Raw genomic sequence first — 22,009 nt, 5'->3', positions numbered from 1 at the left:
CGGTAATGAAACGTATTGCTTTTGTCGGCGCGGTCGGTGCCGGAAAAACAACGCTTTTTAACGCGTTACGGGGAAATTATTCCCTCGCCAGAAAAACGCAGGCCGTGGAATTTAATGATCATGGCGATATCGATACGCCGGGTGAATATTTTAGCCATCCCCGTTGGTATCACGCCTTAATTACCACGTTGCAGGATGTGGACACGCTGATTTATGTCCACGCGGCAAACGATAAAGAAAGTCGCTTACCTGCCGGGTTATTGGATGTTGGAACCCGTAAACGACATATCGCCGTTATCAGCAAAACGGACATGCCGGATGCCGACGTCGCCGCTACGCGGCAGTTGCTTTGCGAGATTGGATTCCGGGAGCCGATTTTCGAGCTCAACGGCCACGACCCGCAAAGCGTGCGGCAGTTGGTGGATTATCTGGCGGCTCTCAGTGAACAGGAGGAAGAGGCAGGTGAAAAAACTTATCACAGCTAACGATATTCGTGCGGCCCACGCCCGCGGCGAACAGGCGATGTCGGTAGTGCTGCGCGCCAGCATTATTACCCCGGAGGCTCGCGAAGTGGCGGAACTACTGGGCTTCACGATTACCGAATGCGACGAGCCCGTCCCGGCATCCACATCGGCGCAGTCGTGTAAAAGCGAAAGCCAGCGCATTCGGGAAGCCATCATCGCGCAGCTCCCGGAAGGGCAGTTTACTGAAAGCCTGGTGGCGCAGTTGATGGAAAAAGTGCTGAAGGAAAAGCAGTCGCTGGAACTGGGGACGATGCAGCCGAGCTTTACCTCCGTCACGGGTAAAGGCGGCGTGAAAGTCATTGACGGCAGCAGCGTGAAATTTGGCCGCTTCGACGGCGCCGAACCGCACTGCGTCGGCTTAACCGATCTGGTTACAGAGCAGGATGGCAGCAGCATGGCCGCCGGGTTTATGCAGTGGGACAACGCCTTTTTCCCGTGGACGCTGAACTACGACGAAATCGACATGGTGCTGGAGGGCGAATTGCACGTACGCCATGAAGGCGAAACCATGATTGCCAAAGCCGGAGATGTCATGTTCATCCCTAAAGGCTCCAGCATTGAATTTGGCACGCCAACGTCCGTGCGCTTTCTGTACGTCGCCTGGCCTGCGAACTGGCAATCCGTATGAACGATTTCATCACCGAAACGTGGCTCAGAGCGAATCATACGCTCAGCGAAGGATCGGAAATCCATCTGCCCGCTGATGCCCGCCTGACGCCCTCGGCCCGGGAACTGCTGGAAAGTCGTCGCCTGCGCATTAAGTTTCTGGATCCGCAAGGCCGGCTGTTTGTCGATGATGACGAACAGCAGCCGCAGCCGGTACATGGCTTAACCAGTAGCGATACGCACCCACAGGCCTGCTGTGAACTGTGCCGCCAGCCGGTGGTGAAAAAGCCCGATACGCTGACCCATCTGACGGCGGACAAAATGGTCGCCAAAAGTGACCCGCGCCTCGGCTTTCGCGCCGCGCTCGACAGCGCCATCGCACTGACCGTGTGGCTACAAATCGAACTGGCGGAACCCTGGCAGCCGTGGCTTTTCGATATCCGCTCGCGGCTGGGCAACATTATGCGCGCCGACGCTATAGATGAACCGCTGGCGGCGCAGTCTATCGTCGGGTTGAACGAGGATGAGCTGCATCGGCTTTCCCACCAGCCGCTGCGCTACCTCGACCACGATCACCTGGTGCCGGAGGCTAGCCACGGTCGCGATGCGGCGCTGCTTAATCTCCTGCGAACCAAAGTCCGCGAAACGGAAACCCTCGCCGCACAAGTGTTTATTACCCGTAGTTTTGAGGTCTTGCGCCCGGACATTTTACAGGCGCTAAACCGTCTCTCCAGCACGGTTTACGTGATGATGATTTTGAGCGTGGCGAAACATCCGCTGACGGTCGCCCAAATTCAACAACGGTTGGGAGAGAAGCCATGATCATTGAACGCGCCCGCGAACTGGCGGTACGCGCCCCCGCCAGAGTCGTCTTTCCCGATGCGCTGGACGAACGCGTGCTGAAAGCGGCGCATTACCTGCAACAGTACGGTCTGGCTCGCCCCGTTCTGGTCGCCAGTCCGTTTGCGCTGCGTCAGTTTGCCCTGAGTCATCGTATGGCGATGGATGGCATTCAGGTCATCGACCCACACAGCAACCTGAGTATGCGCCAGCGTTTTGCGCAACGCTGGCTTGCCCGTGCCGGAGAAAAAACGCCGCCGGACGCAGTGGAAAAGCTTAGCGACCCGCTAATGTTCGCTGCCGCCATGGTGAGCGCCGGTGAGGCTGATGTGTGTATCGCAGGCAACCTGTCGTCAACGGCGAATGTGCTGCGCGCAGGGCTGCGGGTGATTGGCCTGCAACCCGGGTGCAAAACATTGTCGTCTATTTTCCTGATGCTGCCGCAGTATGCCGGTCCGGCATTAGGGTTCGCCGATTGCAGCGTAGTGCCGCAGCCGACGGCGGCGCAGCTGGCGGATATCGCTATCGCCAGCGCCGACACCTGGCGGGCCATTACCGGCGAAGAGCCGCGCGTGGCGATGCTGTCATTTTCAAGCAACGGCAGCGCCCGTCACCCCAATGTTGCCAACGTGCAGCAGGCGACAGAGCTCGTTCGCGAACGTGCGCCGCAACTGCTTGTGGACGGTGAATTGCAGTTTGACGCCGCTTTCGTGCCGGAGGTCGCCGCGCAAAAAGCGCCTGACAGCCCGCTGCAAGGCCGCGCCAACGTGATGATTTTCCCGTCGCTGGAGGCGGGCAATATTGGCTACAAAATCGCTCAGCGTCTGGGAGGCTATCGCGCTGTTGGGCCGCTAATTCAGGGGCTTGCCGCGCCGCTTCACGACCTCTCCCGAGGCTGTAGCGTGCAGGAAATTATCGAACTGGCGTTGGTGGCAGCCGTGCCGCGCCAGGCTGACGTGAGCCGCGAACGCAGCTTACACACACTGGTTGAATGAACGGTCCCGTTCTGGACCCCTTTAATGAGAGGAAAACACGATGGAAGCATTAGGAATGATTGAAACCCGGGGCCTGGTTGCGCTGATTGAGGCCTCAGATGCGATGGTAAAAGCCGCACGCGTGAAGCTGGTCGGCGTGAAGCAGATTGGCGGTGGCCTGTGTACGGCCATGGTGCGTGGCGACGTGGCGGCGTGCAAAGCCGCAACCGATGCTGGCGCCGCTGCGGCGCAGCGCATTGGCGAGCTGGTCTCTGTACACGTGATTCCACGCCCGCACGGCGATCTGGAAGAAGTGTTCCCGATCAGCTTCAAAGGCGACAGCAACATTTGATGGTAGGCCGGATAAGACGCGCAGCGTCGCCATCCGGCATGAATGCGCGCCATTGCCTGATGGTGCGCAGATTCAAGGCCTACGACCCAACGGGCAATCCATGGAGGCGGATATGAAACTGGCAGTCGTCACAGGACAAATCGTATGTACCGTCCGCCATCAGGGACTGGCGCATGACAAATTGCTGATGGTGGAAATGATCGATGCCCAGGGCAACCCCGACGGGCAGTGTGCCGTCGCTATCGACAGTATCGGGGCGGGAACCGGAGAGTGGGTACTGCTGGTCAGCGGCAGTTCCGCACGCCAGGCGCATCGCAGCGAATTATCACCGGTCGATCTGTGCGTCATTGGCATCGTCGATGAAGTGGTGGCTGGCGGGAAAGTGGTTTTCCATAAATAGGACTGAACATCATGAATCAACAGGATATTGAACAGGTGGTGAAAGCGGTACTGCTGAAAATGAAAGACAGCAGCCAGCCGGCCAGTACTGTTCATGAGATGGGCGTTTTTGCCTCCCTGGATGACGCAGTGGCGGCAGCAAAACGGGCCCAGCAGGGGCTGAAGAGCGTGGCGATGCGCCAGCTTGCCATTCATGCCATTCGCGAGGCGGGCGAAAAACACGCCCGAGAATTAGCGGAGCTTGCCGTCAGCGAAACCGGCATGGGACGCGTTGACGATAAATTTGCTAAAAACGTGGCGCAGGCGCGCGGCACGCCGGGCGTCGAGTGTTTATCTCCGCAGGTGCTGACCGGCGATAACGGCCTGACATTGATTGAAAATGCGCCGTGGGGCGTGGTGGCCTCGGTCACGCCGTCCACCAATCCGGCGGCGACGGTGATCAATAACGCCATCAGCCTGATTGCCGCAGGCAACAGCGTCGTGTTTGCCCCGCATCCGGCGGCGAAAAAGGTCTCTCAGCGGGCAATCACTCTCCTCAATCAGGCGGTGGTCGCCGCCGGTGGCCCGGAAAATTTGCTGGTCACCGTGGCGAACCCGGATATCGAAACCGCCCAGCGGCTGTTCAAGTACCCCGGTATTGGCCTGCTGGTGGTGACCGGCGGCGAAGCGGTGGTGGACGCGGCGCGTAAACATACTAATAAACGCCTGATCGCCGCCGGTGCCGGTAATCCCCCGGTGGTGGTGGATGAGACCGCCGACCTGCCGCGCGCCGCACAATCCATCGTCAAAGGCGCGTCGTTTGATAACAACATCATCTGTGCTGACGAAAAAGTGCTGATTGTGGTGGATAGCGTCGCCGACGAGCTGATGCGTCTGATGGAAGGTCAGCACGCGGTGAAACTGACCGCCGCTCAGGCCGAACAGCTCCAGCCGGTGCTGCTGAAGAATATTGATGAGCGCGGCAAAGGCACCGTCAGCCGTGACTGGGTCGGTCGTGACGCGGGCAAGATCGCCGCAGCCATCGGCCTGAACGTCCCGGATCAAACGCGCCTGCTGTTTGTGGAAACGCCCGCTAACCATCCCTTTGCCGTCACTGAAATGATGATGCCGGTACTGCCGGTGGTGCGGGTCGCCAACGTCGAAGAAGCCATCGCCCTGGCGGTTCAGCTTGAAGGCGGTTGCCACCATACGGCGGCGATGCACTCGCGCAATATCGACAACATGAACCAGATGGCGAACGCCATCGACACCAGCATTTTCGTCAAAAACGGGCCGTGCATTGCCGGGCTTGGATTGGGCGGAGAAGGCTGGACCACCATGACTATCACCACGCCAACCGGCGAAGGGGTGACCAGCGCGCGTACCTTTGTGCGGCTGCGTCGATGCGTGCTGGTGGATGCGTTTCGCATTGTATAAGGGATGACTCATGGCGCACGACGAACAACTCTGGCTCACCCCAAGACTGCAAAAAGCGGCGGCCCTGTGTAACCAGACGCCCGCCGCCAGCGATACACCGCTGTGGCTGGGCGTCGATTTGGGCACCTGCGACGTGGTGTCGATGGTGGTCGACGGCAACGCCCAGCCGGTGGCGGTATGCCTTGACTGGGCCGACGTTGTGCGTGACGGCATCGTCTGGGATTTCTTCGGCGCCGTCACCCTCGTGCGCCGCCATCTCGACACCCTTGAACAGCAGCTCGGCTGCCGCTTTACCCACGCGGCGACCTCGTTCCCGCCGGGCACCGACCCGCGTATTTCGATCAACGTGCTGGAGTCTGCTGGGTTAGAAGTCAGCCACGTACTGGATGAACCGACGGCGGTGGCGGATCTGCTGGCGCTTGATAATGCAGGCGTGGTGGATATTGGCGGCGGCACTACCGGCATTGCCATCGTCAAACAGGGCAAGGTGACTTACTCCGCCGATGAAGCCACTGGCGGGCACCATATCTCCCTGACGCTGGCGGGCAACCGCCGTATTCCCCTGGAAGAGGCGGAACAGTACAAGCGCAGCAATGCGCAGGAGATTTGGCCGGTAGTGAAGCCGGTGTACGAAAAGATGGCGGAGATCGTTGCTCGCCACATTGAAGGGCAAGGAATTGCTGATTTATGGCTGGCGGGCGGTTCCTGTATGCAGCCGGGCGTGGAGGCGTTATTTCGCCAGCGTTTCCCGGAGTTACAGGTGCATTTACCGCAGCACAGCCTGTTTATGACCCCGCTGGCGATAGCTAACAGCGGGAGAGCGAAAGCGGAGGGACTCTATGCAAGCTGAACTACAGACGGCGCTGTTTCAGGCATTCGACACCCTGAATCTACAACGGGTGAAAACGTTCAGCGTACCGCCGGTCACGCTATGCGGGCTTGGGGCGCTCGGCGCCTGCGGCCAGGAAGCGCAAGCGCGAGGCGTAAGCCATTTGTTTGTGATGGTCGACAGCTTTCTGCATCAGGCGGGAATGACCGCGCCGCTGGCACGCAGCCTGGCGATGAAAGGCGTGGCGATGACGGTCTGGCCGTGTCCGCCTGGCGAGCCGTGCATCACCGACGTCTGCGCGGCGGTGGCGCAACTGCGTGAGGCGGCGTGCGACGGCGTAGTGGCCTTTGGCGGTGGTTCGGTGCTGGACGCGGCGAAAGCGGTCGCCCTGCTGGTGACTAACCCTGACCAGACGCTGAGCGCCATGACCGAGCACAGTACATTACGCCCGCGTCTGCCGCTGATTGCGGTGCCGACCACCGCCGGAACCGGTTCTGAAACCACCAACGTAACGGTGATTATCGACGCGGTCAGCGGGCGCAAGCAGGTACTGGCACACGCGTCACTAATGCCGGACGTGGCGATTCTTGATGCTGCCGTGACCGAAGGCGTTCCGCCAAACGTGACGGCAATGACCGGTATCGATGCGTTGACGCATGCGATTGAGGCCTACAGCGCGCTCAACGCCACGCCGTTTACCGACAGCCTGGCGATTGGCGCGATAGCGATGATTGGCAAATCGCTGCCGAAAGCCGTGGGTTACGGCCACGATCTGGCGGCGCGTGAAAATATGTTACTGGCCTCCTGTATGGCGGGAATGGCCTTTTCCAGCGCTGGTCTGGGGCTGTGTCATGCGATGGCGCACCAGCCAGGGGCGGCGCTGCATATTCCGCACGGCCAGGCCAACGCCATGCTGCTGCCAACGGTCATGGGCTTTAACCGGATGGTATGCCGCGAACGCTTCAGTCAAATCGGTCGGGCGCTAACCAATAAGAAATCGGACGATCGCGATGCGATTGCGGCGGTGAGCGAGCTGATTGCCGAAGTAGGGCAGAGCAAACGGCTGGCTGACGCTGGCGCCAAACCCGAACACTACAGCGCGTGGGCGCAAGCCGCGCTGGAGGATATTTGTCTGCGCAGTAACCCACGCACCGCCACACAGGCACAGATTATCGACCTGTACGCGGCTGCCGGGTAATGCCTGTAGGCCGGATAAGGTGCTCGCACCGCCATCCGGCAATAACACGGCGTTAATGCCGGAGGCGACGTAAACGTCTTATCCGGCCTACAAATCATAAATGGCAGGGAGTAAGGGCTATGGGAATTAACGAAATCATCATGTACATCATGATGTTCTTTATGCTGATTGCCGCCGTGGACAGAATCCTGTCACAGTTCGGCGGGTCGGCGCGCTTTCTCGGTAAATTCGGCAGGAGTATCGAGGGGTCTGGCGGCCAGTTTGAAGAGGGCTTTATGGCGATGGGCGCGCTGGGACTGGCGATGGTCGGTATGACCGCGCTGGCGCCGGTGCTGGCGCATGTACTGGGGCCGGTTATTATCCCGGTATACGAAATGCTGGGCGCGAACCCATCCATGTTCGCGGGTACGCTACTGGCCTGTGATATGGGCGGATTCTTCCTCGCCAAAGAGCTGGCCGGCGGTGATGTCGCGGCGTGGCTATACTCAGGGTTAATACTTGGGTCGATGATGGGACCGACCATTGTGTTCTCCATTCCGGTGGCGCTCGGCATTATCGAACCGTCTGACCGCCGCTACCTGGCGCTTGGCGTACTGGCGGGTATCGTCACCATTCCCATTGGCTGCATTGCGGGGGGATTGATCGCCATGTACTCAGGCGTGCAGATCAATGGTCAGCCAGTGGAGTTTACCTTCGCGCTGATCCTGATGAACATGATCCCGGTATTGATCGTCGCGGTGCTGGTAGCGCTGGGGCTGAAGTTCATCCCGGAAAAAATGATCAACGGTTTCCAGATTTTCGCCAAATTTCTGGTGGCGCTGATCACCATCGGTCTGGCGGCTGCGGTGGTTAAATTCCTGTTGGGTTGGGAGTTGATTCCGGGACTCGACCCGATCTTTATGGCGCCAGGCGACAAGCCCGGCGAAGTGATGCGCGCCATTGAAGTGATCGGCTCTATCTCCTGCGTGCTGCTTGGCGCGTATCCGATGGTGCTGTTACTGACCCGCTGGTTTGAAAAACCGTTGATGAATGTCGGTAAACTGCTGAACGTAAATAATATTGCGGCGGCAGGCATGGTAGCGACCCTGGCGAACAATATCCCCATGTTCGGCATGATGAAGCAGATGGATACCCGCGGCAAAGTGATTAACTGCGCATTTGCCGTCTCTGCGGCGTTCGCGCTGGGCGACCATTTAGGCTTCGCCGCCGCGAATATGAACGCCATGATCTTCCCGATGATTGTCGGCAAGCTGATCGGCGGCGTGACGGCGATTGGCGTGGCGATGATGCTGGTGCCGAAAGATGACGCCGCCCAGGTGAAAACCGAAGCGGAGGCGCAATCGTGAACACTCGCCAGCTACTGAGCGTCGGTATCGATATCGGCACCACCACCACGCAGGTGATCTTCTCGCGCCTGGAGTTGGTTAACCGTGCGGCGGTGTCGCAGGTGCCGCGCTACGAATTCATCAAACGCGACATTAGCTGGCAAAGCCCGGTCTTCTTTACGCCCGTGGATAAGCAGGGCGGTCTGAAAGAGGCCGAACTTAAAGCGCTGATTCTGGCCCAGTATCAGGCCGCAGGCATCGCGCCTGAATCGGTGGACTCAGGGGCTATCATTATCACCGGCGAAAGCGCCAAAACCCGCAACGCCCGTCCGGCGGTCATGGCGCTCTCGCAGTCGCTGGGCGACTTTGTGGTCGCCAGCGCCGGGCCGCATCTGGAATCAGTCATTGCCGGTCACGGCGCCGGAGCGCAAAGCTTGTCTGAGCAGCGGATGTGCCGGGTGCTGAATATTGATATCGGCGGCGGCACGTCTAACTACGCGCTGTTTGACGCGGGAAAAGTCAGCGGCACCGCCTGCCTTAACGTCGGTGGTCGTCTGCTGGAAACCGACGCTCAGGGGCGCGTGGTTTATGCCCATCAGCCGGGGCAGATGATTATCGATGAGGTATTCGGTTCGGGTACTGATGCTCGCGCCTTAGCTGCCGCACAGTTGGGGCAGGTGGCGCGGCGGATGGCGGATCTCATCGTCGAGGTTATCACCGGCGCGCTTTCGCCGCTGGCGCAATCGCTGATGCAAACCGGGCTGCTGCCCGCCGATATTACGCCGGAGGTGATCACTCTTTCCGGCGGGGTGGGCGAGTGCTATCGCCATCAGCCTGCCGATCCGTTCTGCTTTTCTGACATTGGACCGCTGCTGGCGACCGCGCTGCATGAGCACCCGCGTCTGCGCGAGATGAACGTGCAGTTTCCGGCGCAAACCGTGCGCGCCACGGTGATTGGCGCTGGGGCCCATACGCTCTCGCTTTCCGGCAGTACTATCTGGCTGGAAGACGTCCAACTGCCGCTGCGCAACCTGCCGGTGGCGATCCCGCAGGATGACGCCGATCTGGTGAACGCCTGGCGGCAGGCGCTTCTCCAGCTTGATCTCGACCCGCAAACCGACGCTTACGTGCTGGCGCTTCCCGCCACGCTCCCGGTGCGTTACGCCGCATTAATCACGGTCATCAACGCGCTGACGGCTTTTGTCGCGCGTTATCCCAATCCACATCCCCTGCTGGTGGTGGCCGAGCAGGATTTTGGTAAAGCGCTGGGCATGTTATTGCGCCCACAGTTACCGCAACTTCCGCTGGCGGTCATCGATGAGGTGGTCGTGCGGGCGGGAGACTATATCGACATTGGTACGCCTCTTTTTGGCGGATCGGTTGTGCCGGTGACGGTGAAATCACTCGCATTTCCTTCCTGAGGGAACGACTTATGAAACTAAAGACCACATTGTTCGGCAATGTTTATCAGTTTAAGGATGTAAAAGAGGTACTGGCTAAAGCCAACGAACTGCGTTCGGGGGATGTGCTGGCCGGGGTTGCCGCGGCAAGTTCGCAGGAGCGCGTAGCGGCAAAACAGGTACTGTCGGAAATGACGGTGGCGGATATCCGCAACAATCCGGTGATTGCCTATGAAGAGGATTGCGTGACGCGCCTGATTCAGGACGACGTCAACGAAACGGCCTATAACCGGATTAAAAACTGGAGCATCAGCGAACTGCGCGAATACGTACTGAGCGATGAAACCTCCGTGGACGACATCGCGTTTACCCGCAAAGGCCTGACCTCCGAAGTGGTGGCGGCAGTGGCGAAAATCTGCTCCAACGCCGACCTGATCTACGGCGGCAAGAAAATGCCGGTGATCAAAAAAGCCAATACCACCATCGGTATTCCGGGCACCTTTAGCTGTCGTTTGCAGCCGAACGATACCCGTGACGATGTACAGAGTATCGCCGCGCAAATCTACGAAGGGCTTTCTTTCGGCGCAGGCGATGCGGTGATCGGTGTTAACCCGGTGACCGATGACGTGGAGAACCTGACCCGCGTGCTCGACACCGTTTACGGCGTTATCGATAAATTCAATATTCCGACCCAGGGCTGCGTGCTGGCGCACGTCACCACCCAGATTGAAGCGATTCGCCGCGGCGCGCCGGGCGGACTGATTTTCCAGAGCATTTGCGGCAGCGAGAAGGGCTTAAAAGAGTTCGGCGTCGAGCTGGCGATGCTCGATGAAGCGCGGGCCGTGGGGGCGGAGTTCAACCGCATCGCCGGGGAAAACTGCCTGTACTTTGAAACCGGGCAAGGGTCTGCGCTCTCTGCTGGCGCGAACTTTGGTGCCGACCAGGTGACGATGGAAGCGCGTAACTACGGGCTGGCTCGCCACTACGATCCGTTCCTGGTGAACACCGTGGTGGGCTTTATCGGGCCGGAGTATCTCTACAACGACAGGCAGATTATCCGCGCCGGTCTCGAAGATCACTTTATGGGCAAGCTGAGCGGCATCTCCATGGGCTGCGACTGCTGCTATACCAACCATGCCGACGCCGACCAGAACCTTAACGAAAACCTGATGATTCTGCTCGCCACTGCCGGCTGTAACTACATCATGGGGATGCCGCTCGGCGACGACATCATGCTCAACTACCAGACCACCGCTTTCCACGATACCGCCACCGTCCGTCAGTTGCTGAATTTACGGCCATCGCCGGAGTTTGAACGCTGGCTGGAAACGATGGGCATTATGGCAAATGGTCGTCTGACCAAACGGGCGGGCGATCCGTCACTGTTCTTCTGATGACGCGGGGATAACACCATGGATCAAAAACAGATTGAAGAAATTGTACGTAGCGTGATGGCGTCAATGGGACAGGACGTACCGCAGCCCGTCGCGCCGTCAACGCAGGCAGGCGCAAAGCCGCAGTGTGCTGCGCCGACGGTGACCGAAAGCTGCGCGCTGGATTTAGGTTCCGCAGAGGCAAAAGCCTGGATTGGCGTCGAGAATCCGCATCGTGCGGACGTGCTGACCGAACTGCGTCGCAGTACCGCTGCTCGTGTATGTACCGGGCGCGCTGGCCCACGTCCACGTACCCAGGCGCTGTTGCGCTTCCTGGCGGATCACTCCCGTTCGAAAGACACCGTGCTCAAAGAAGTGCCGGAAGAGTGGGTAAAAGCGCAAGGGCTGCTGGAAGTGCGTTCGGAGATCAGCGACAAAAACCTGTACCTGACGCGCCCGGATATGGGGCGTCGCCTGAGCCCGGAAGCCATTGACGCGCTGAAGTCGCAGTGCGTGATGAACCCGGATGTGCAGGTAGTGGTCTCCGATGGCCTCTCTACGGATGCGATCACCGCCAACTATGAAGAGATCCTGCCGCCGCTGCTTGCTGGTCTGAAGCAGGCCGGGCTGAACGTCGGCACGCCGTTCTTTGTGCGCTATGGCCGTGTGAAGATTGAAGATCAGATTGGCGAAATTCTCGGCGCGAAGGTCGTCATCCTGCTGGTGGGCGAACGTCCGGGGCTGGGGCAGTCGGAAAGCCTTTCCTGCTACGCGGTCTATTCCCCGCGCGTGGCGACCACCGTCGAGGCCGACAGAACCTGTATTTCAAACATTCATCAGGGGGGGACGCCGCCAGTAGAAGCCGCCGCCGTGATTGTGGATTTGGCCAAACGGATGCTGGAGCAGAAAGCGTCCGGCATCAACATGACCCGTTAAGGAGACATCATGCCTGCATTAGATTTAATTCGACCTTCAGTGACTGCCATGCGCGTGATTGCCTCCGTGAATGACGGCTTTGCGCGGGAACTTAAATTACCGCCACATATACGTAGTCTCGGACTCATCACGGCAGATTCTGATGATGTGACCTATATTGCCGCTGACGAAGCGACAAAACAGGCGATGGTGGAAGTGGTCTATGGCCGCTCCCTCTATGCCGGGGCGGCTCACGGGCCGTCGCCTACCGCTGGTGAGGTGTTGATTATGCTGGGCGGACCGAACCCGGCGGAAGTGCGCGCCGGTCTGGATGCAATGGTCGCCAGCATTGAAAACGGCGCGGCGTTCCAGTGGGCGAACGATGCGGAAAATACCGCATTCCTGGCGCATGTGGTTTCGCGTACCGGCTCGTACCTCTCGTCTACCGCAGGTATCGCGCTGGGCGATCCAATGGCCTACCTGGTGGCGCCGCCGCTGGAAGCGACATTCGGCATTGACGCGGCGATGAAATCCGCTGACGTTCAGCTGGTGACTTACGTGCCGCCGCCGTCGGAAACCAACTATTCGGCCGCGTTCTTAACGGGAAGCCAGGCCGCGTGTAAAGCCGCCTGCAACGCCTTTACCGACGCCGTGCTGGATATCGCCCGTAACCCTGTCCAGCGTGCGTAACGGAGGCTGCCAATGATCAATGCCCTGGGATTACTGGAAGTGGACGGAATGGTCGCCGCCGTCGATGCGGCGGATGCCATGCTGAAAGCGGCCAACGTGCGTTTGCTCAGTCATCAAGTGCTCGACCCTGGCAGGCTAACGCTGGTGGTGGAGGGCGATCTGGCGGCGTGTCGTGCGGCGCTGGATGCCGGAAGCGCCGCCGCGCAGCGCACAGGCCGTGTGATTAGCCGCAAAGAAATTGGTCGTCCGGAAGAGGACACCCAGTGGCTGATTGGCGGGTTTGCGCGTGCGACAACGCCGACTGAGAAAGCGCCTCAGGTACCCGCAACGCCTGAGTTCGCTGAAGCGTTACTGGCGCTGCTGGCATCAGTACGCCAGGGAATGACGGCGGGAGAGGTTGCCGCGCATTTTGGCTGGCCGCTGGAGCAGGCCAGAAACGTGCTGGAACAACTCTTTTCTGACGGAGCGTTGCGTAAACGCAGTAGTCGCTATCGCATCAAAAATTAATCTGTCGGAGGGCCGGGCGTCCTGGCGGGCGTCCGGCATAGAAGATCATGAAAAAGACCCGTACAGCGAATTTGCACCATCTTTATCATGAAGCGTTACCCGAAGACGTTAAACTTACGCCCAGAGTCGAGGTGGACAATGTTCATCAGCGACGGACGACGGATGTCTATGAACATGCTCTGACTATCACCGCCTGGCAGCAGATCTACGATCAGTTACACCCGGGTAAATTTCATGGCGAGTTCACGGAAATCCTGCTTGATGAGATTCAGGTGTTCCGTGAATACACCGGCCTGGCGCTGCGTCAGTCGTGTCTGGTTTGGCCAAACTCTTTCTGGTTTGGTATTCCGGCGACGCGCGGCGAACAGGGATTTATCGGCGCGCAGGGGCTCGGCAGCGCCGAGATTGCCACCCGACCGGGAGGCACCGAGTTTGAACTGAGCACGCCGGATAATTACACCATTCTGGGCGTCGTTATCTCGGAAGATGTTATTTCCCGTCAGGCCACGTTTTTGCATAACCCGGAAAGGGTGCTGCATATGCTGCGTAACCAGTTAGCGCTGGAGGTAAAAGAGCAGCATAAAGCGGCGCTGTGGGGCTTTGTGCAGCAGGCGCTGGCCACCTTTAGCGAGAGTCCTGAAACCCTGCATCAACCTGCGGTGCGTAAGGTCTTGAGTGATAATTTGTTGCTGGCGATGGGCACGATGCTGGAAGAGGCGAAGCCGATTCATAGCGCTGAAAGCATCAGCCATCAGGGATATCGTAGGCTACTGTCGCGGGCGCGGGAATATGTGCTGGAAAATATGTCGGAGCCGCTGACGGTGCTCGACTTATGTAATCAGCTACACGTAAGCCGTCGCACGCTGCAAAATGCGTTTCACGCCATTTTGGGCATTGGCCCCAATGCGTGGCTGAAACGTATTCGCTTAAACGCAGTACGCCGGGAACTGATTAGCCCGTGGTCGCAGAGCGCCACGGTCAAAGATGCCGCGATGCAGTGGGGATTCTGGCATCTGGGGCAATTTGCCACCGATTATCAGCAATTATTTGCTGAAAAACCGTCGTTGACGCTGCATCAACGGATGCGGCAATGGGCTTGATATTGATGGGTAGGCTCTCCGGTTGCTGATAACGTGCGCGTGTCGGGAATTGCCCGGTGGCGGGGGGGGGGGGGGGGGGGCGGCGGGGGGGGGGGGGGGGGGGGTTTGTGGCCCGGACCACGGGCCCGCCCCCGGCTGGCGCCTTACCGGGCCTACGGATTCGCTGCTGTCTGTGGTTGGTAGCCCGGACAAGGCGCCAGCCGCCTCCGGGGAAGCGCGCACAACGTGCAAAACAGTTTTGTCATCAGATCATGAGGATGAGCGTTTATGTTTGCTGATAAGACGTTGCCGTTGTTTGGCAGGAGGGGCAGATAAACCCATAAAGCATTCCTTCCGCATATTCCTCTTCCTCGATATCTTCATAGCTTAGCTGCGCAAGAAACATCATCGTTTGCGTGCACGTTGGGCACGTGGGATAGTCTGCATCCTGAACCCATGCGGGATGGCCGCCGAGCTGTGAGAAGGTGGTGGGTAAAAATATTTCAGCAGCGAATAGCGGCAAACGGGATTCCCCGGGGTGCAGAACATCAAGCGGTAGCGTTATCCAGTCAGAGGAATTCTCCACCGCCAGCGTCGAGAGCGCATTTTTTTCGTACCATCGCGGCTGGCCTTGCGGATCGACGGTGGCGAAAACGGTGTTATATGCCGTACAACACTGACAGGTCAGAATACGAATTTGACCGGGCCAACCCTGCGTGCTGAGGCCGACGGCGCTCGGCGCAACCTCAAACAGATTGATTAGCGGCAGGGAACAGTGTGGGCAGTTTTCACCATATTCTGCGACGGCGCGAAAAACGGCAGGCTGTTCAGGTGCCTGTTTTACCAGATGGGTACATTGCGTAAAGTAAAGATCGCGCCTGCGGCCATTTTCAGTGAGCTCCCATCCCGCCTGGTGAGCATAGCGATGAGGGAGGATATGAAGTGAAGCACTCCACGCAGGTGGTTCCTGGCGCCAGCGGTTAAAATGCTCAACGACAACCTCATCGCCAATCCAGGCCAGGGCGCAAAGAATGCCGTCACGGTTTTCGTCATCGGTTTCCACCTTCTGCAAAAGCGCGTCGCGTACGTCAGGCGGCGCACGGTGAAAAGGTAGGGGTGAAGAGAGCTCCAGTTCTTCTTCATTTATTACCTGGCGCAGGAAATTATCCAGATTGGCCTGGGTAAATGCCGCCAGGCACAGCGCAATTTCCTGAGCTTCCTCCTGCCATCCGGAATCAAATAATTCTTCTGCATAATCGACCATGTCGCGGCTTTCATCATCGGAGAGCTTTTTGTAAAGCTCATCGGTCGGAATGGGGCAGGGAATCCACTCGATTAACGGATCGTGTTCCCGGGGTTCATGAACGAGTTTAAGCATTTCAACAGGGTTAGTAATGCCACTGAACGCGTCGATCGTTTTTCTGTTTTTCCGGATATATTCTTCCTGCTCTTGCCGATAGCGCGCCTGGACGCAGGGCATGCAATAGCCCTCCGTGCGGGCAGCCGTTGCTGGCAGGATGAAATGTGAGCATTGCGGGTTTTTACAAGGAATACGCTCGTCCATGTGGTAGTGCTCCACTGCAAATTCTACGAGTGCTTACTGTACTGTTTTACTAATGATAACGGCAGCGGGCGGTTATCCGAATTCTTTATCTACAATGAACTCGTTTATTTCTACGAGCCTACTTTTACTCAACGACCAACCGGATAGGCGATAAACAAACCGGCTATCGTCAGAATACATGCCAGTATGCATAGCAAGATACAGTTAACGCTTTTACGCGGAATATGAATAATAAAGCAGAGTAATGCTATCAGGGCCATGACCACAGGGATGGTCACCATATTGATAACCAGAAGCACGATCAGACCGAAGCTCACCCCTCCGCTATGAGGGATGAATATTCTTTCTTCAAAATATATTTCTAGCGTAATGGCAAGCAGGCAGCCAATAAAACTTATACCCAGATGGGGATGCCATTTGGCGTCACTGGTTACTACTTTCCGTGTATTTGTTTGCATTGTTTTACTTTATAAATAAGCTAAATCCAGTCGCGTACCTGAATAAACTCGCTCAGCGCCGCTTCCGGGCTACCCGCTTCTGGCTGCCAGTCGTACTCCCAGCGCACCAGCGGCGGCATCGACATCAGGATAGATTCAGTGCGCCCGCCGGTTTGCAGACCAAACAGGGTGCCTCTGTCCCACACCAGATTGAACTCCACGTAGCGCCCGCGGCGATAAAGTTGAAAATTACGCTCCCGCTCTCCCCAGACCATCGCTTTGCGTCGTTCGACAATCGGTAAATACGCCTCGGTGTAGCCGTTGCCGACCGCCTGCATAAAGGCGAAGCAGTAGTCGAAATCCGGCGTATTCAAATCGTCAAAAAACAGGCCGCCGATACCGCGCTGCTCGTTACGATGCTTGAGGAAAAAGTAGTCATCGCACCACTTTTTATAGCGCGGATACACATCGTCGCCAAACGGCTGGCACAGGTCGCGGGCGGTGCGGTGCCAGTGAACGGCATCCTCTTCAAAGCCGTAGTAGGGCGTTAAATCGAACCCGCCGCCAAACCACCACACCGGATCGGCGCCCGGTTTTTCGGCAATAAAAAAGCGCACGTTAGCATGGCTGGTGGGAATATACGGATTGTGCGGATGCACCACCAGCGATACGCCCATCGCTTCAAAACTACGCCCGGCCAGTTCTGGCCGATGCGCGGTGGCGGACGCGGGCATTGCATCGCCGTGAACGTGAGAGAAATTAACGCCCGCCTGTTCGAAAATCCCGCCGTTGCGTAATACCCGGCTGCGTCCGCCGCCGCCCGCTTCGCGTCGCCAGCTATCTTCGACAAAGTTTGCGCCATCCACAGCGGATAACGTTTGGCAAATATCATCCTGCAGGCGTAGCAGAAACTGTTTTACGTGATGTGCATCGGGTTTCATGATTACCGTTTCTTCGTGTGCGCTTTCTGGTTATCAAACCAGTGAAAATAACTGATGATGCCGTTGGCGATCGCCGTAGCGATTTTCTGGCGAAACGCCGTCGTGCCCAGCAGGCGTTCTTCTTCCGGATTGGTAATAAACGAGGTTTCAACCAGCACCGACGGAATTGACGGTGATTTTAGCACCACGAAAGCCGCTTGTTCGGTAGTGCGGCTGTGTAATTTATGTATGGGTTTGATTTTCTTGAGAATATGCGAACCCAGCGTCAGACTGTTTTTAATCGTATCGGTTTGCACCAGATCAAACAAAACTTGTTGTAATAGATGATCCCGGTCAGTGGCTTTTTTACCCGCCACTTCGTCCGCGCGGTTTTCACGCTCGGAGAGATACTTCGCCATGGCGCTACTGGCCCCGCGGTTGGAAAGCGCAAAAACGGAAGCGCCCGCCGCTTTCGGATTGGTAAAACCATCGGCATGAATGGACATAAACAGATCCGCGCCGTGCTTATGGGCGATTTCCACCCGATCGTACAGCGGAATAAAGGTATCCCCTGTCCGGGTTAAACGCGCATCGATTCCGTGATTTCGCAAAATAGCGCGTACGTTTTTGGCAATTGCCAGCACGACGTGTTTTTCCTGAGAACCGTTGCGGCCAATCGCGCCGGTATCGATGCCGCCGTGTCCGGGGTCGAGCATCACCAGCCGTTTACTGCCGGTTTTTTTGGTTTTGGGTTTGCTGTGACCATTACTGGTTTTTAGCGTTTCTTCTTTGGCTATTGCGTGCGACATACCTGACAGCGTCAGGGCCGCCAGACCTGTTTTAAGTACCTGGCGGCGCGAAGTGAGAGTTTTTAGGAGTTTAAAAGTGCTCATACGGCCTGAGTTGTGAAAATTAAGTTCAAGATGTTATATCGTATCGCGTAATCCGTTACGACGGTTGGTGATGAGAATTGTTTTACTTTTCATTTCAATACGTGACACATCGCCATTATGCCATTTTTTCCGCTACATCGCGTCAGATATTGGCTGAATCAGATGTTTGCGCCATAATCTTGGTTTTTCCACCCGAAAAGGCAACGAATACCATGGAAATACGCGTTTTTCGCCAGGAAGATTTCGAAGAGGTGATTACCCTCTGGGAGCGTTGCGACCTGCTGCGTCCATGGAACGATCCTGAAATGGATATTGAACGCAAGGTGAATCACGATGTCAGCTTGTTCCTCGTTGCGGAAGTTAGCGGCGAAGTCGTCGGTACGGTAATGGGCGGTTATGACGGGCATCGCGGCTCGGCGTATTACTTGGGCGTTCACCCGGAGTTCCGCGGGCGCGGCATTGCGAATGCGTTGCTTAACCGGCTGGAAAAAAAACTCATCGCTCGCGGGTGTCCGAAAATCCAAATTATGGTGCGTGATGATAACGACGTTGTGCTGGGCATGTATGAACGTCTGGGGTATGAGCATTCTGACGCCCTAAGTTTGGGTAAACGCCTGATTGAAGATGAAGAGTACTGAGTTTCATCCAGCCGATTATGATGTACACGGACGTTTACGCCTGCCGTTTCTGTTCTGGTGCGTACTGCTACTTCAGGCGCGCGCCTGGGTACTCTTTGTCATTGCCGGTTCATCCCGTGGACAGGGTAATACTTTGTTAAACTTTTTTTATCCCGACCATGACAATTTTTGGCTGGGGCTGTTGCCCGGCGTTCCGGCGGTAGTGGCATTTTTACTCAGCGGGCGGCGTGAAGCGGTTCCTGGTGTGTGGCGCTGGCTGCGCGGACTCCTGATCCTTGCTCAACTGGTGTCGTTGTGCTGGCTGCCGGTGATGTGGCTGGGTGGCGACCCGGTCAACGGCGTCGGGCTGGCGCTGCTGCTGGCGGACATCGTCGCGCTGATCTGGCTGTTAACCAATCAACGTTTGCGTGCCTGTTTTTCCCTTGAGAAAGAATAACGGCACTTTTTGGCGAACCCGCACTCCAACCAACGTTAATTAATAAAAGAAAGGAAGTGAGATGAAATCGCTGCGTTTGACTTTACTCGCACTGCCGCTGGCGCTGACCGGCTGCTCGACGCTCTCCTCGGTCAACTGGTCTGCCGCAAATCCGTGGAACTGGTTTGGTTCCTCGACAGAAGTCACTGAGCAAGGCGTGGGAGCGCTGACCGCCGCCACGCCGCTGGAAGAGCCGGCTATTGCAGAGGCATTAGATGGCGATTATCGCCTGCGTAGCGGTATGAAAACCGATAACGGCAACGTGGTGCGCTTTTTCGAAGCGATGAAGGGCGACAATGTCGCGATGGTGATCAACGGCGAGCAGGGAACCGTGAGCCGTATTGATGTGCTGGACAGCGATATCCCAACCGCCGCGGGGGGCAAAATCGGTACGCCGTTTAGCGACCTTTACAGCAAAGCGTTTGGTCACTGCGAGCCGGTTTCCAGCGATAGCCATACCAGCGTCGAATGTAAAGCCGAGGGAAGTCAGCATATTAGCTATGTTTTCTCCGGCGAGTGGAGCGGACCGGAAGGCTTAATGCCTCCTGATGACGTCTTAAAAAACTGGGACGTGCGCAAAATTATCTGGCGTCGTTAATTTGCGCCTGAACAAACCGCTTCGCTTAAAAACAAGGTAAAATAGCCTCCATTAATGCCACGACTGCGTGGCATTCTCATTTTCAGGAGGAATCATGTCTCAGGTTCAAAGTGGCATTTTGCCGGAACATTGCCGTGCGGCAATTTGGATTGAAGCCAATGTGAAAGGCGACCTGGACGCCCTGCGCGCGGCCAGCAGAACATTTGCCGATAAACTGGCGACCTTCGAAGTCAAATTTCCGGACGCCCATCTTGGGGCCGTTGTGGCGTTTGGCAACAACACCTGGCGCGCCCTGAGCGGCGGCGTCGGGGCGGAAGAACTGAAAGATTTTATTCCTTATGGTAAAGGGCTGGCGCCGGCCACGCAGTATGACGTGCTGATCCATATCCTTTCTCTGCGCCACGATGTGAATTTTTCTGTTGCCCAGGCGGCGATGGAAGCCTTTGGCGACTGTATCGACGTGAAAGAAGAAGTTCACGGCTTCCGTTGGGTGGAAGAACGCGATCTGAGCGGCTTTGTCGACGGGACAGAGAACCCGGCAGGCGAAGAGACGCGCCGTGAAGTGGCGGTGATCAAAGATGGCGTGGATGCAGGCGGCAGTTATGTGTTCGTGCAGCGTTGGGAACACAATCTCAAGCAACTTAACCGGATGAGTATTCACGATCAGGAGATGATGATCGGGCGTACCAAAGAAGCCAATGAAGAGATTGACGGCGATGCGCGTCCGGCAACGTCTCACCTGAGCCGCGTCGATCTCAAAGAAGATGGCAAAGGGCTGAAGATTGTGCGCCAGAGCCTGCCATACGGCACCGCCAGCGGTACTCATGGTCTCTATTTCTGCGCTTACTGCGCACGTCTGCACAATATCGAACAGCAGCTTCTGAGTATGTTCGGCGATACCGACGGTAAACGCGACGCGATGCTGCGCTTCACCAAACCGGTGACTGGCGGCTACTATTTTGCGCCGTCGCTGGATCGCCTGTTAGCGCTATAAGGTAAAACCCTGTCGGATGGCAGCGCAAACGCTTTATTCGACCTACGATTGGTAGGCCTGATAAGCGCAGCGCCATCAGGCAGAACAGCATAAAAATGCCCATCCCCGCCTCCGCGGGGATTTTTTTACCTAATATTTACCTGAATTAGTGAGCTATTCCTCAGCACTTATTTGTTATTACTGTATTTTCAGTGTTAATGGAGTGTAAGACTCCATATTCAAAAGGAGACATTGAAAATGGGTAAACTCACGGGCAAGACAGCATTGATTACGGGCGCATCGCAGGGCATTGGCGAAGGGATCGCTCGCGTATTCGCACGCCACGGCGCGAACTTAATCTTGCTGGATATCTCCGATGAGATTGAAAAGCTGGCGGATGAGCTGGGCGGGCGCGGGCATCGCTGCACTGCCGTTAAGGCTGACGTCAGAGATTTTGCTTCGGTGCAGGCGGCGGTTGCGCGCGCCAAAGAGACTGAAGGTAGAATTGATATTTTGGTGAATAACGCTGGCGTGTGCCGTCTGGGCAACTTCCTCGATATGAGTGAAGAAGATCGCGATTTCCACATTGATATTAATATTAAAGGTGTCTGGAACGTCACCAAAGCCGTCCTGCCGGAGATGATTAAACGTAAAGATGGCCGCATTGTGATGATGTCTTCCGTCACGGGAGATATGGTGGCGGACCCGGGTGAAACGGCCTATGCGCTGTCAAAAGCCGCCATTGTCGGTTTAACCAAATCGCTGGCGGTAGAGTATGCGCAGTCCGGTATTCGTGTGAATGCCATTTGCCCCGGTTATGTAAGAACGCCGATGGCGGAAAGCATTGCCCGTCAGTCTAACCCTGACGATCCGGAATCGGTATTAACGGAAATGGCAAAAGCCATTCCGCTACGCCGCCTTGCCGATCCGCTGGAAGTAGGGGAACTGGCGGCATTTCTGGCTTCCGATGAGTCCAGCTATCTTACCGGAACGCAAAACGTCATTGATGGCGGCAGTACCCTGCCTGAAAGCGTAAGCGTAGGCGTCTGATTGATGCCGGTCTCCTCCCCGCGCCGCGTGGGGA

25 protein-coding genes are annotated in these 22,009 nt (G+C 57.1%); 21 read left to right on the top strand and 4 right to left on the bottom strand.

Features of this window, described 5'->3' with window-relative positions; all coding sequences use genetic code 11:
* Nucleotides 1-5 precede the first annotated feature (5 nt).
* From eutP to eutR, 16 genes are all read left to right on the top strand, one after another.
* On the top strand, nucleotides 6-485 hold the full coding sequence (gene eutP / locus ABVN44_RS16720) for an ethanolamine utilization acetate kinase EutP (RefSeq protein ID WP_000820751.1): 480 nt from the start codon (nucleotides 6-8) through the stop codon (nucleotides 483-485).
* Nucleotides 463-1,152, top strand: a complete 690-nt coding sequence (gene eutQ, locus ABVN44_RS16715; protein WP_000733862.1) for an ethanolamine utilization acetate kinase EutQ — start codon at nucleotides 463-465, stop codon at nucleotides 1,150-1,152. The genes eutP and eutQ overlap by 23 nt, the downstream gene beginning before the upstream one ends.
* Entirely contained in the window at nucleotides 1,149-1,952 is an 804-nt protein-coding gene (gene eutT / locus ABVN44_RS16710; RefSeq protein ID WP_000997656.1) for an ethanolamine utilization cob(I)yrinic acid a,c-diamide adenosyltransferase EutT, read from the top strand. The genes eutQ and eutT overlap by 4 nt, the downstream gene beginning before the upstream one ends.
* A complete protein-coding gene (gene pta / locus ABVN44_RS16705; RefSeq protein WP_000582927.1) occupies nucleotides 1,949-2,965 on the top strand; it encodes a phosphate acetyltransferase in 1,017 nt (338 codons plus the stop codon). Before eutT ends, pta begins: the two co-directional genes overlap by 4 nt.
* 40 nt (nucleotides 2,966-3,005) lie before the next feature.
* Nucleotides 3,006-3,296: an ethanolamine utilization microcompartment protein EutM gene (gene eutM, locus ABVN44_RS16700; RefSeq protein ID WP_000387716.1), complete on the top strand. Its 291-nt coding sequence runs from the start codon at nucleotides 3,006-3,008 to the stop codon at nucleotides 3,294-3,296.
* Nucleotides 3,297-3,408: 112 nt separating this feature from the next.
* Nucleotides 3,409-3,696 (top strand): ethanolamine utilization microcompartment protein EutN, encoded by a 288-nt coding sequence (gene eutN, locus ABVN44_RS16695; RefSeq protein WP_001522340.1) that lies wholly within the window; start codon nucleotides 3,409-3,411, stop codon nucleotides 3,694-3,696.
* Nucleotides 3,697-3,707: 11 nt separating this feature from the next.
* A complete protein-coding gene (locus ABVN44_RS16690) occupies nucleotides 3,708-5,111 on the top strand; it encodes an aldehyde dehydrogenase family protein (protein ID WP_001075640.1) in 1,404 nt (467 codons plus the stop codon).
* A gap of 10 nt (nucleotides 5,112-5,121) precedes the next feature.
* On the top strand, nucleotides 5,122-5,961 hold the full coding sequence (eutJ, locus tag ABVN44_RS16685; RefSeq protein ID WP_000929675.1) for an ethanolamine utilization protein EutJ: 840 nt from the start codon (nucleotides 5,122-5,124) through the stop codon (nucleotides 5,959-5,961).
* Nucleotides 5,951-7,138, top strand: coding sequence for an ethanolamine utilization ethanol dehydrogenase EutG (gene eutG / locus ABVN44_RS16680; protein WP_001147501.1), 1,188 nt, complete (start codon nucleotides 5,951-5,953; stop codon nucleotides 7,136-7,138). The genes eutJ and eutG overlap by 11 nt, the downstream gene beginning before the upstream one ends.
* A 119-nt stretch (nucleotides 7,139-7,257) precedes the next feature.
* The gene (gene eutH / locus ABVN44_RS16675; protein ID WP_023232238.1) at nucleotides 7,258-8,484 is read left to right on the top strand and encodes an ethanolamine utilization protein EutH; all 1,227 of its coding nucleotides are present in this window, start codon (nucleotides 7,258-7,260) and stop codon (nucleotides 8,482-8,484) included.
* Nucleotides 8,481-9,884, top strand: coding sequence for an ethanolamine ammonia-lyase reactivating factor EutA (gene eutA, locus ABVN44_RS16670; RefSeq protein ID WP_023232239.1), 1,404 nt, complete (start codon nucleotides 8,481-8,483; stop codon nucleotides 9,882-9,884). The genes eutH and eutA overlap by 4 nt, the downstream gene beginning before the upstream one ends.
* An 11-nt stretch (nucleotides 9,885-9,895) precedes the next feature.
* Nucleotides 9,896-11,257 carry an ethanolamine ammonia-lyase subunit alpha gene (gene eutB / locus ABVN44_RS16665; RefSeq protein WP_000769990.1) on the top strand — a complete coding sequence of 454 codons (1,362 nt, stop codon included), beginning with the start codon at nucleotides 9,896-9,898 and terminating at the stop codon, nucleotides 11,255-11,257.
* Nucleotides 11,258-11,275: 18 nt separating this feature from the next.
* Nucleotides 11,276-12,172, top strand: coding sequence for an ethanolamine ammonia-lyase subunit EutC (eutC, locus tag ABVN44_RS16660; protein WP_000372344.1), 897 nt, complete (start codon nucleotides 11,276-11,278; stop codon nucleotides 12,170-12,172).
* 9 nt (nucleotides 12,173-12,181) lie between these two features.
* The gene (gene eutL, locus ABVN44_RS16655; protein WP_001111056.1) at nucleotides 12,182-12,841 is read left to right on the top strand and encodes an ethanolamine utilization microcompartment protein EutL; all 660 of its coding nucleotides are present in this window, start codon (nucleotides 12,182-12,184) and stop codon (nucleotides 12,839-12,841) included.
* A 12-nt stretch (nucleotides 12,842-12,853) separates the two neighbouring features.
* Nucleotides 12,854-13,348, top strand: a complete 495-nt coding sequence (gene eutK, locus ABVN44_RS16650) for an ethanolamine utilization microcompartment protein EutK (RefSeq protein ID WP_000606266.1) — start codon at nucleotides 12,854-12,856, stop codon at nucleotides 13,346-13,348.
* A gap of 47 nt (nucleotides 13,349-13,395) precedes the next feature.
* Complete coding sequence (gene eutR, locus ABVN44_RS16645; RefSeq protein ID WP_023232241.1) at nucleotides 13,396-14,448, top strand: HTH-type transcriptional regulator EutR; 1,053 nt, start codon at nucleotides 13,396-13,398, stop codon at nucleotides 14,446-14,448.
* A gap of 265 nt (nucleotides 14,449-14,713) precedes the next feature.
* Here eutR and ABVN44_RS16640 read toward each other — a convergent pair whose 3' ends face one another.
* From ABVN44_RS16640 to amiA, 4 genes are all read right to left on the bottom strand, one after another.
* On the bottom strand, nucleotides 14,714-15,991 hold the full coding sequence (locus ABVN44_RS16640) for a DUF1963 domain-containing protein (protein ID WP_031619489.1): 1,278 nt from the start codon (nucleotides 15,989-15,991) through the stop codon (nucleotides 14,714-14,716).
* Nucleotides 15,992-16,119: 128 nt separating this feature from the next.
* Complete coding sequence (locus tag ABVN44_RS16635) at nucleotides 16,120-16,449, bottom strand: hypothetical protein (RefSeq protein WP_001194342.1); 330 nt, start codon at nucleotides 16,447-16,449, stop codon at nucleotides 16,120-16,122.
* Between the two features lie 20 nt (nucleotides 16,450-16,469).
* Nucleotides 16,470-17,369, bottom strand: a complete 900-nt coding sequence (hemF, locus tag ABVN44_RS16630; protein ID WP_001619258.1) for an oxygen-dependent coproporphyrinogen oxidase — start codon at nucleotides 17,367-17,369, stop codon at nucleotides 16,470-16,472.
* Between the two features lie 2 nt (nucleotides 17,370-17,371).
* The gene (gene amiA, locus ABVN44_RS16625; protein WP_000102880.1) at nucleotides 17,372-18,241 is read right to left on the bottom strand and encodes an N-acetylmuramoyl-L-alanine amidase AmiA; all 870 of its coding nucleotides are present in this window, start codon (nucleotides 18,239-18,241) and stop codon (nucleotides 17,372-17,374) included.
* A gap of 212 nt (nucleotides 18,242-18,453) precedes the next feature.
* Between amiA and ABVN44_RS16620 the strand changes: the two genes are divergently transcribed.
* From ABVN44_RS16620 to ucpA, 5 genes are all read left to right on the top strand, one after another.
* On the top strand, nucleotides 18,454-18,879 hold the full coding sequence (locus tag ABVN44_RS16620; RefSeq protein ID WP_000406008.1) for a GNAT family acetyltransferase: 426 nt from the start codon (nucleotides 18,454-18,456) through the stop codon (nucleotides 18,877-18,879).
* On the top strand, nucleotides 18,866-19,315 hold the full coding sequence (locus tag ABVN44_RS16615) for a DUF2919 domain-containing protein (protein WP_000842940.1): 450 nt from the start codon (nucleotides 18,866-18,868) through the stop codon (nucleotides 19,313-19,315). Before ABVN44_RS16620 ends, ABVN44_RS16615 begins: the two co-directional genes overlap by 14 nt.
* A gap of 61 nt (nucleotides 19,316-19,376) precedes the next feature.
* Complete coding sequence (locus ABVN44_RS16610) at nucleotides 19,377-19,952, top strand: RpoE-regulated lipoprotein (protein WP_000838968.1); 576 nt, start codon at nucleotides 19,377-19,379, stop codon at nucleotides 19,950-19,952.
* A gap of 94 nt (nucleotides 19,953-20,046) precedes the next feature.
* Nucleotides 20,047-20,946 (top strand): porphyrinogen peroxidase, encoded by a 900-nt coding sequence (gene yfeX, locus ABVN44_RS16605; RefSeq protein ID WP_000084583.1) that lies wholly within the window; start codon nucleotides 20,047-20,049, stop codon nucleotides 20,944-20,946.
* A gap of 237 nt (nucleotides 20,947-21,183) precedes the next feature.
* Nucleotides 21,184-21,975 (top strand): SDR family oxidoreductase UcpA, encoded by a 792-nt coding sequence (gene ucpA / locus ABVN44_RS16600; protein WP_000517460.1) that lies wholly within the window; start codon nucleotides 21,184-21,186, stop codon nucleotides 21,973-21,975.
* The last annotated feature ends 34 nt before the right edge of the window (nucleotides 21,976-22,009 follow it).

Source organism: Salmonella sp. SJTUF15570 (assembly GCF_043357055.1).
In the GTDB taxonomy this organism is placed as follows: Bacteria; Pseudomonadota; Gammaproteobacteria; order Enterobacterales; family Enterobacteriaceae; genus Salmonella; species Salmonella enterica.
The sequence above is the reverse complement of the archived record's forward strand: the minus strand, read 5'-3'. Positions and strand labels throughout refer to the sequence as shown.

Excerpts from the sequence above, each read along its gene's own strand:
- eutP (WP_000820751.1), top strand. The coding sequence starts at position 6 with ATGAAACGTATTGCTTTTGTCGGCGCGGTCGGTGCCGGAAAAACAACG.
- eutT (WP_000997656.1), top strand. The coding sequence starts at position 1,149 with ATGAACGATTTCATCACCGAAACGTGGCTCAGAGCGAATCATACGCTC.
- pta (WP_000582927.1), top strand. The coding sequence starts at position 1,949 with ATGATCATTGAACGCGCCCGCGAACTGGCGGTACGCGCCCCCGCCAGA.
- eutM (WP_000387716.1), top strand. The coding sequence starts at position 3,006 with ATGGAAGCATTAGGAATGATTGAAACCCGGGGCCTGGTTGCGCTGATT.
- eutN (WP_001522340.1), top strand. The coding sequence starts at position 3,409 with ATGAAACTGGCAGTCGTCACAGGACAAATCGTATGTACCGTCCGCCAT.
- ABVN44_RS16690 (WP_001075640.1), top strand. The coding sequence starts at position 3,708 with ATGAATCAACAGGATATTGAACAGGTGGTGAAAGCGGTACTGCTGAAA.
- eutJ (WP_000929675.1), top strand. The coding sequence starts at position 5,122 with ATGGCGCACGACGAACAACTCTGGCTCACCCCAAGACTGCAAAAAGCG.
- eutG (WP_001147501.1), top strand. The coding sequence starts at position 5,951 with ATGCAAGCTGAACTACAGACGGCGCTGTTTCAGGCATTCGACACCCTG.
- eutH (WP_023232238.1), top strand. The coding sequence starts at position 7,258 with ATGGGAATTAACGAAATCATCATGTACATCATGATGTTCTTTATGCTG.
- eutB (WP_000769990.1), top strand. The coding sequence starts at position 9,896 with ATGAAACTAAAGACCACATTGTTCGGCAATGTTTATCAGTTTAAGGAT.
- eutC (WP_000372344.1), top strand. The coding sequence starts at position 11,276 with ATGGATCAAAAACAGATTGAAGAAATTGTACGTAGCGTGATGGCGTCA.
- eutL (WP_001111056.1), top strand. The coding sequence starts at position 12,182 with ATGCCTGCATTAGATTTAATTCGACCTTCAGTGACTGCCATGCGCGTG.
- eutK (WP_000606266.1), top strand. The coding sequence starts at position 12,854 with ATGATCAATGCCCTGGGATTACTGGAAGTGGACGGAATGGTCGCCGCC.
- eutR (WP_023232241.1), top strand. The coding sequence starts at position 13,396 with ATGAAAAAGACCCGTACAGCGAATTTGCACCATCTTTATCATGAAGCG.
- ABVN44_RS16640 (WP_031619489.1), bottom strand. The coding sequence starts at position 15,991 with ATGGACGAGCGTATTCCTTGTAAAAACCCGCAATGCTCACATTTCATC.
- ABVN44_RS16635 (WP_001194342.1), bottom strand. The coding sequence starts at position 16,449 with ATGCAAACAAATACACGGAAAGTAGTAACCAGTGACGCCAAATGGCAT.
- hemF (WP_001619258.1), bottom strand. The coding sequence starts at position 17,369 with ATGAAACCCGATGCACATCACGTAAAACAGTTTCTGCTACGCCTGCAG.
- amiA (WP_000102880.1), bottom strand. The coding sequence starts at position 18,241 with ATGAGCACTTTTAAACTCCTAAAAACTCTCACTTCGCGCCGCCAGGTA.
- ABVN44_RS16620 (WP_000406008.1), top strand. The coding sequence starts at position 18,454 with ATGGAAATACGCGTTTTTCGCCAGGAAGATTTCGAAGAGGTGATTACC.
- ABVN44_RS16615 (WP_000842940.1), top strand. The coding sequence starts at position 18,866 with ATGAAGAGTACTGAGTTTCATCCAGCCGATTATGATGTACACGGACGT.
- ABVN44_RS16610 (WP_000838968.1), top strand. The coding sequence starts at position 19,377 with ATGAAATCGCTGCGTTTGACTTTACTCGCACTGCCGCTGGCGCTGACC.
- yfeX (WP_000084583.1), top strand. The coding sequence starts at position 20,047 with ATGTCTCAGGTTCAAAGTGGCATTTTGCCGGAACATTGCCGTGCGGCA.
- ucpA (WP_000517460.1), top strand. The coding sequence starts at position 21,184 with ATGGGTAAACTCACGGGCAAGACAGCATTGATTACGGGCGCATCGCAG.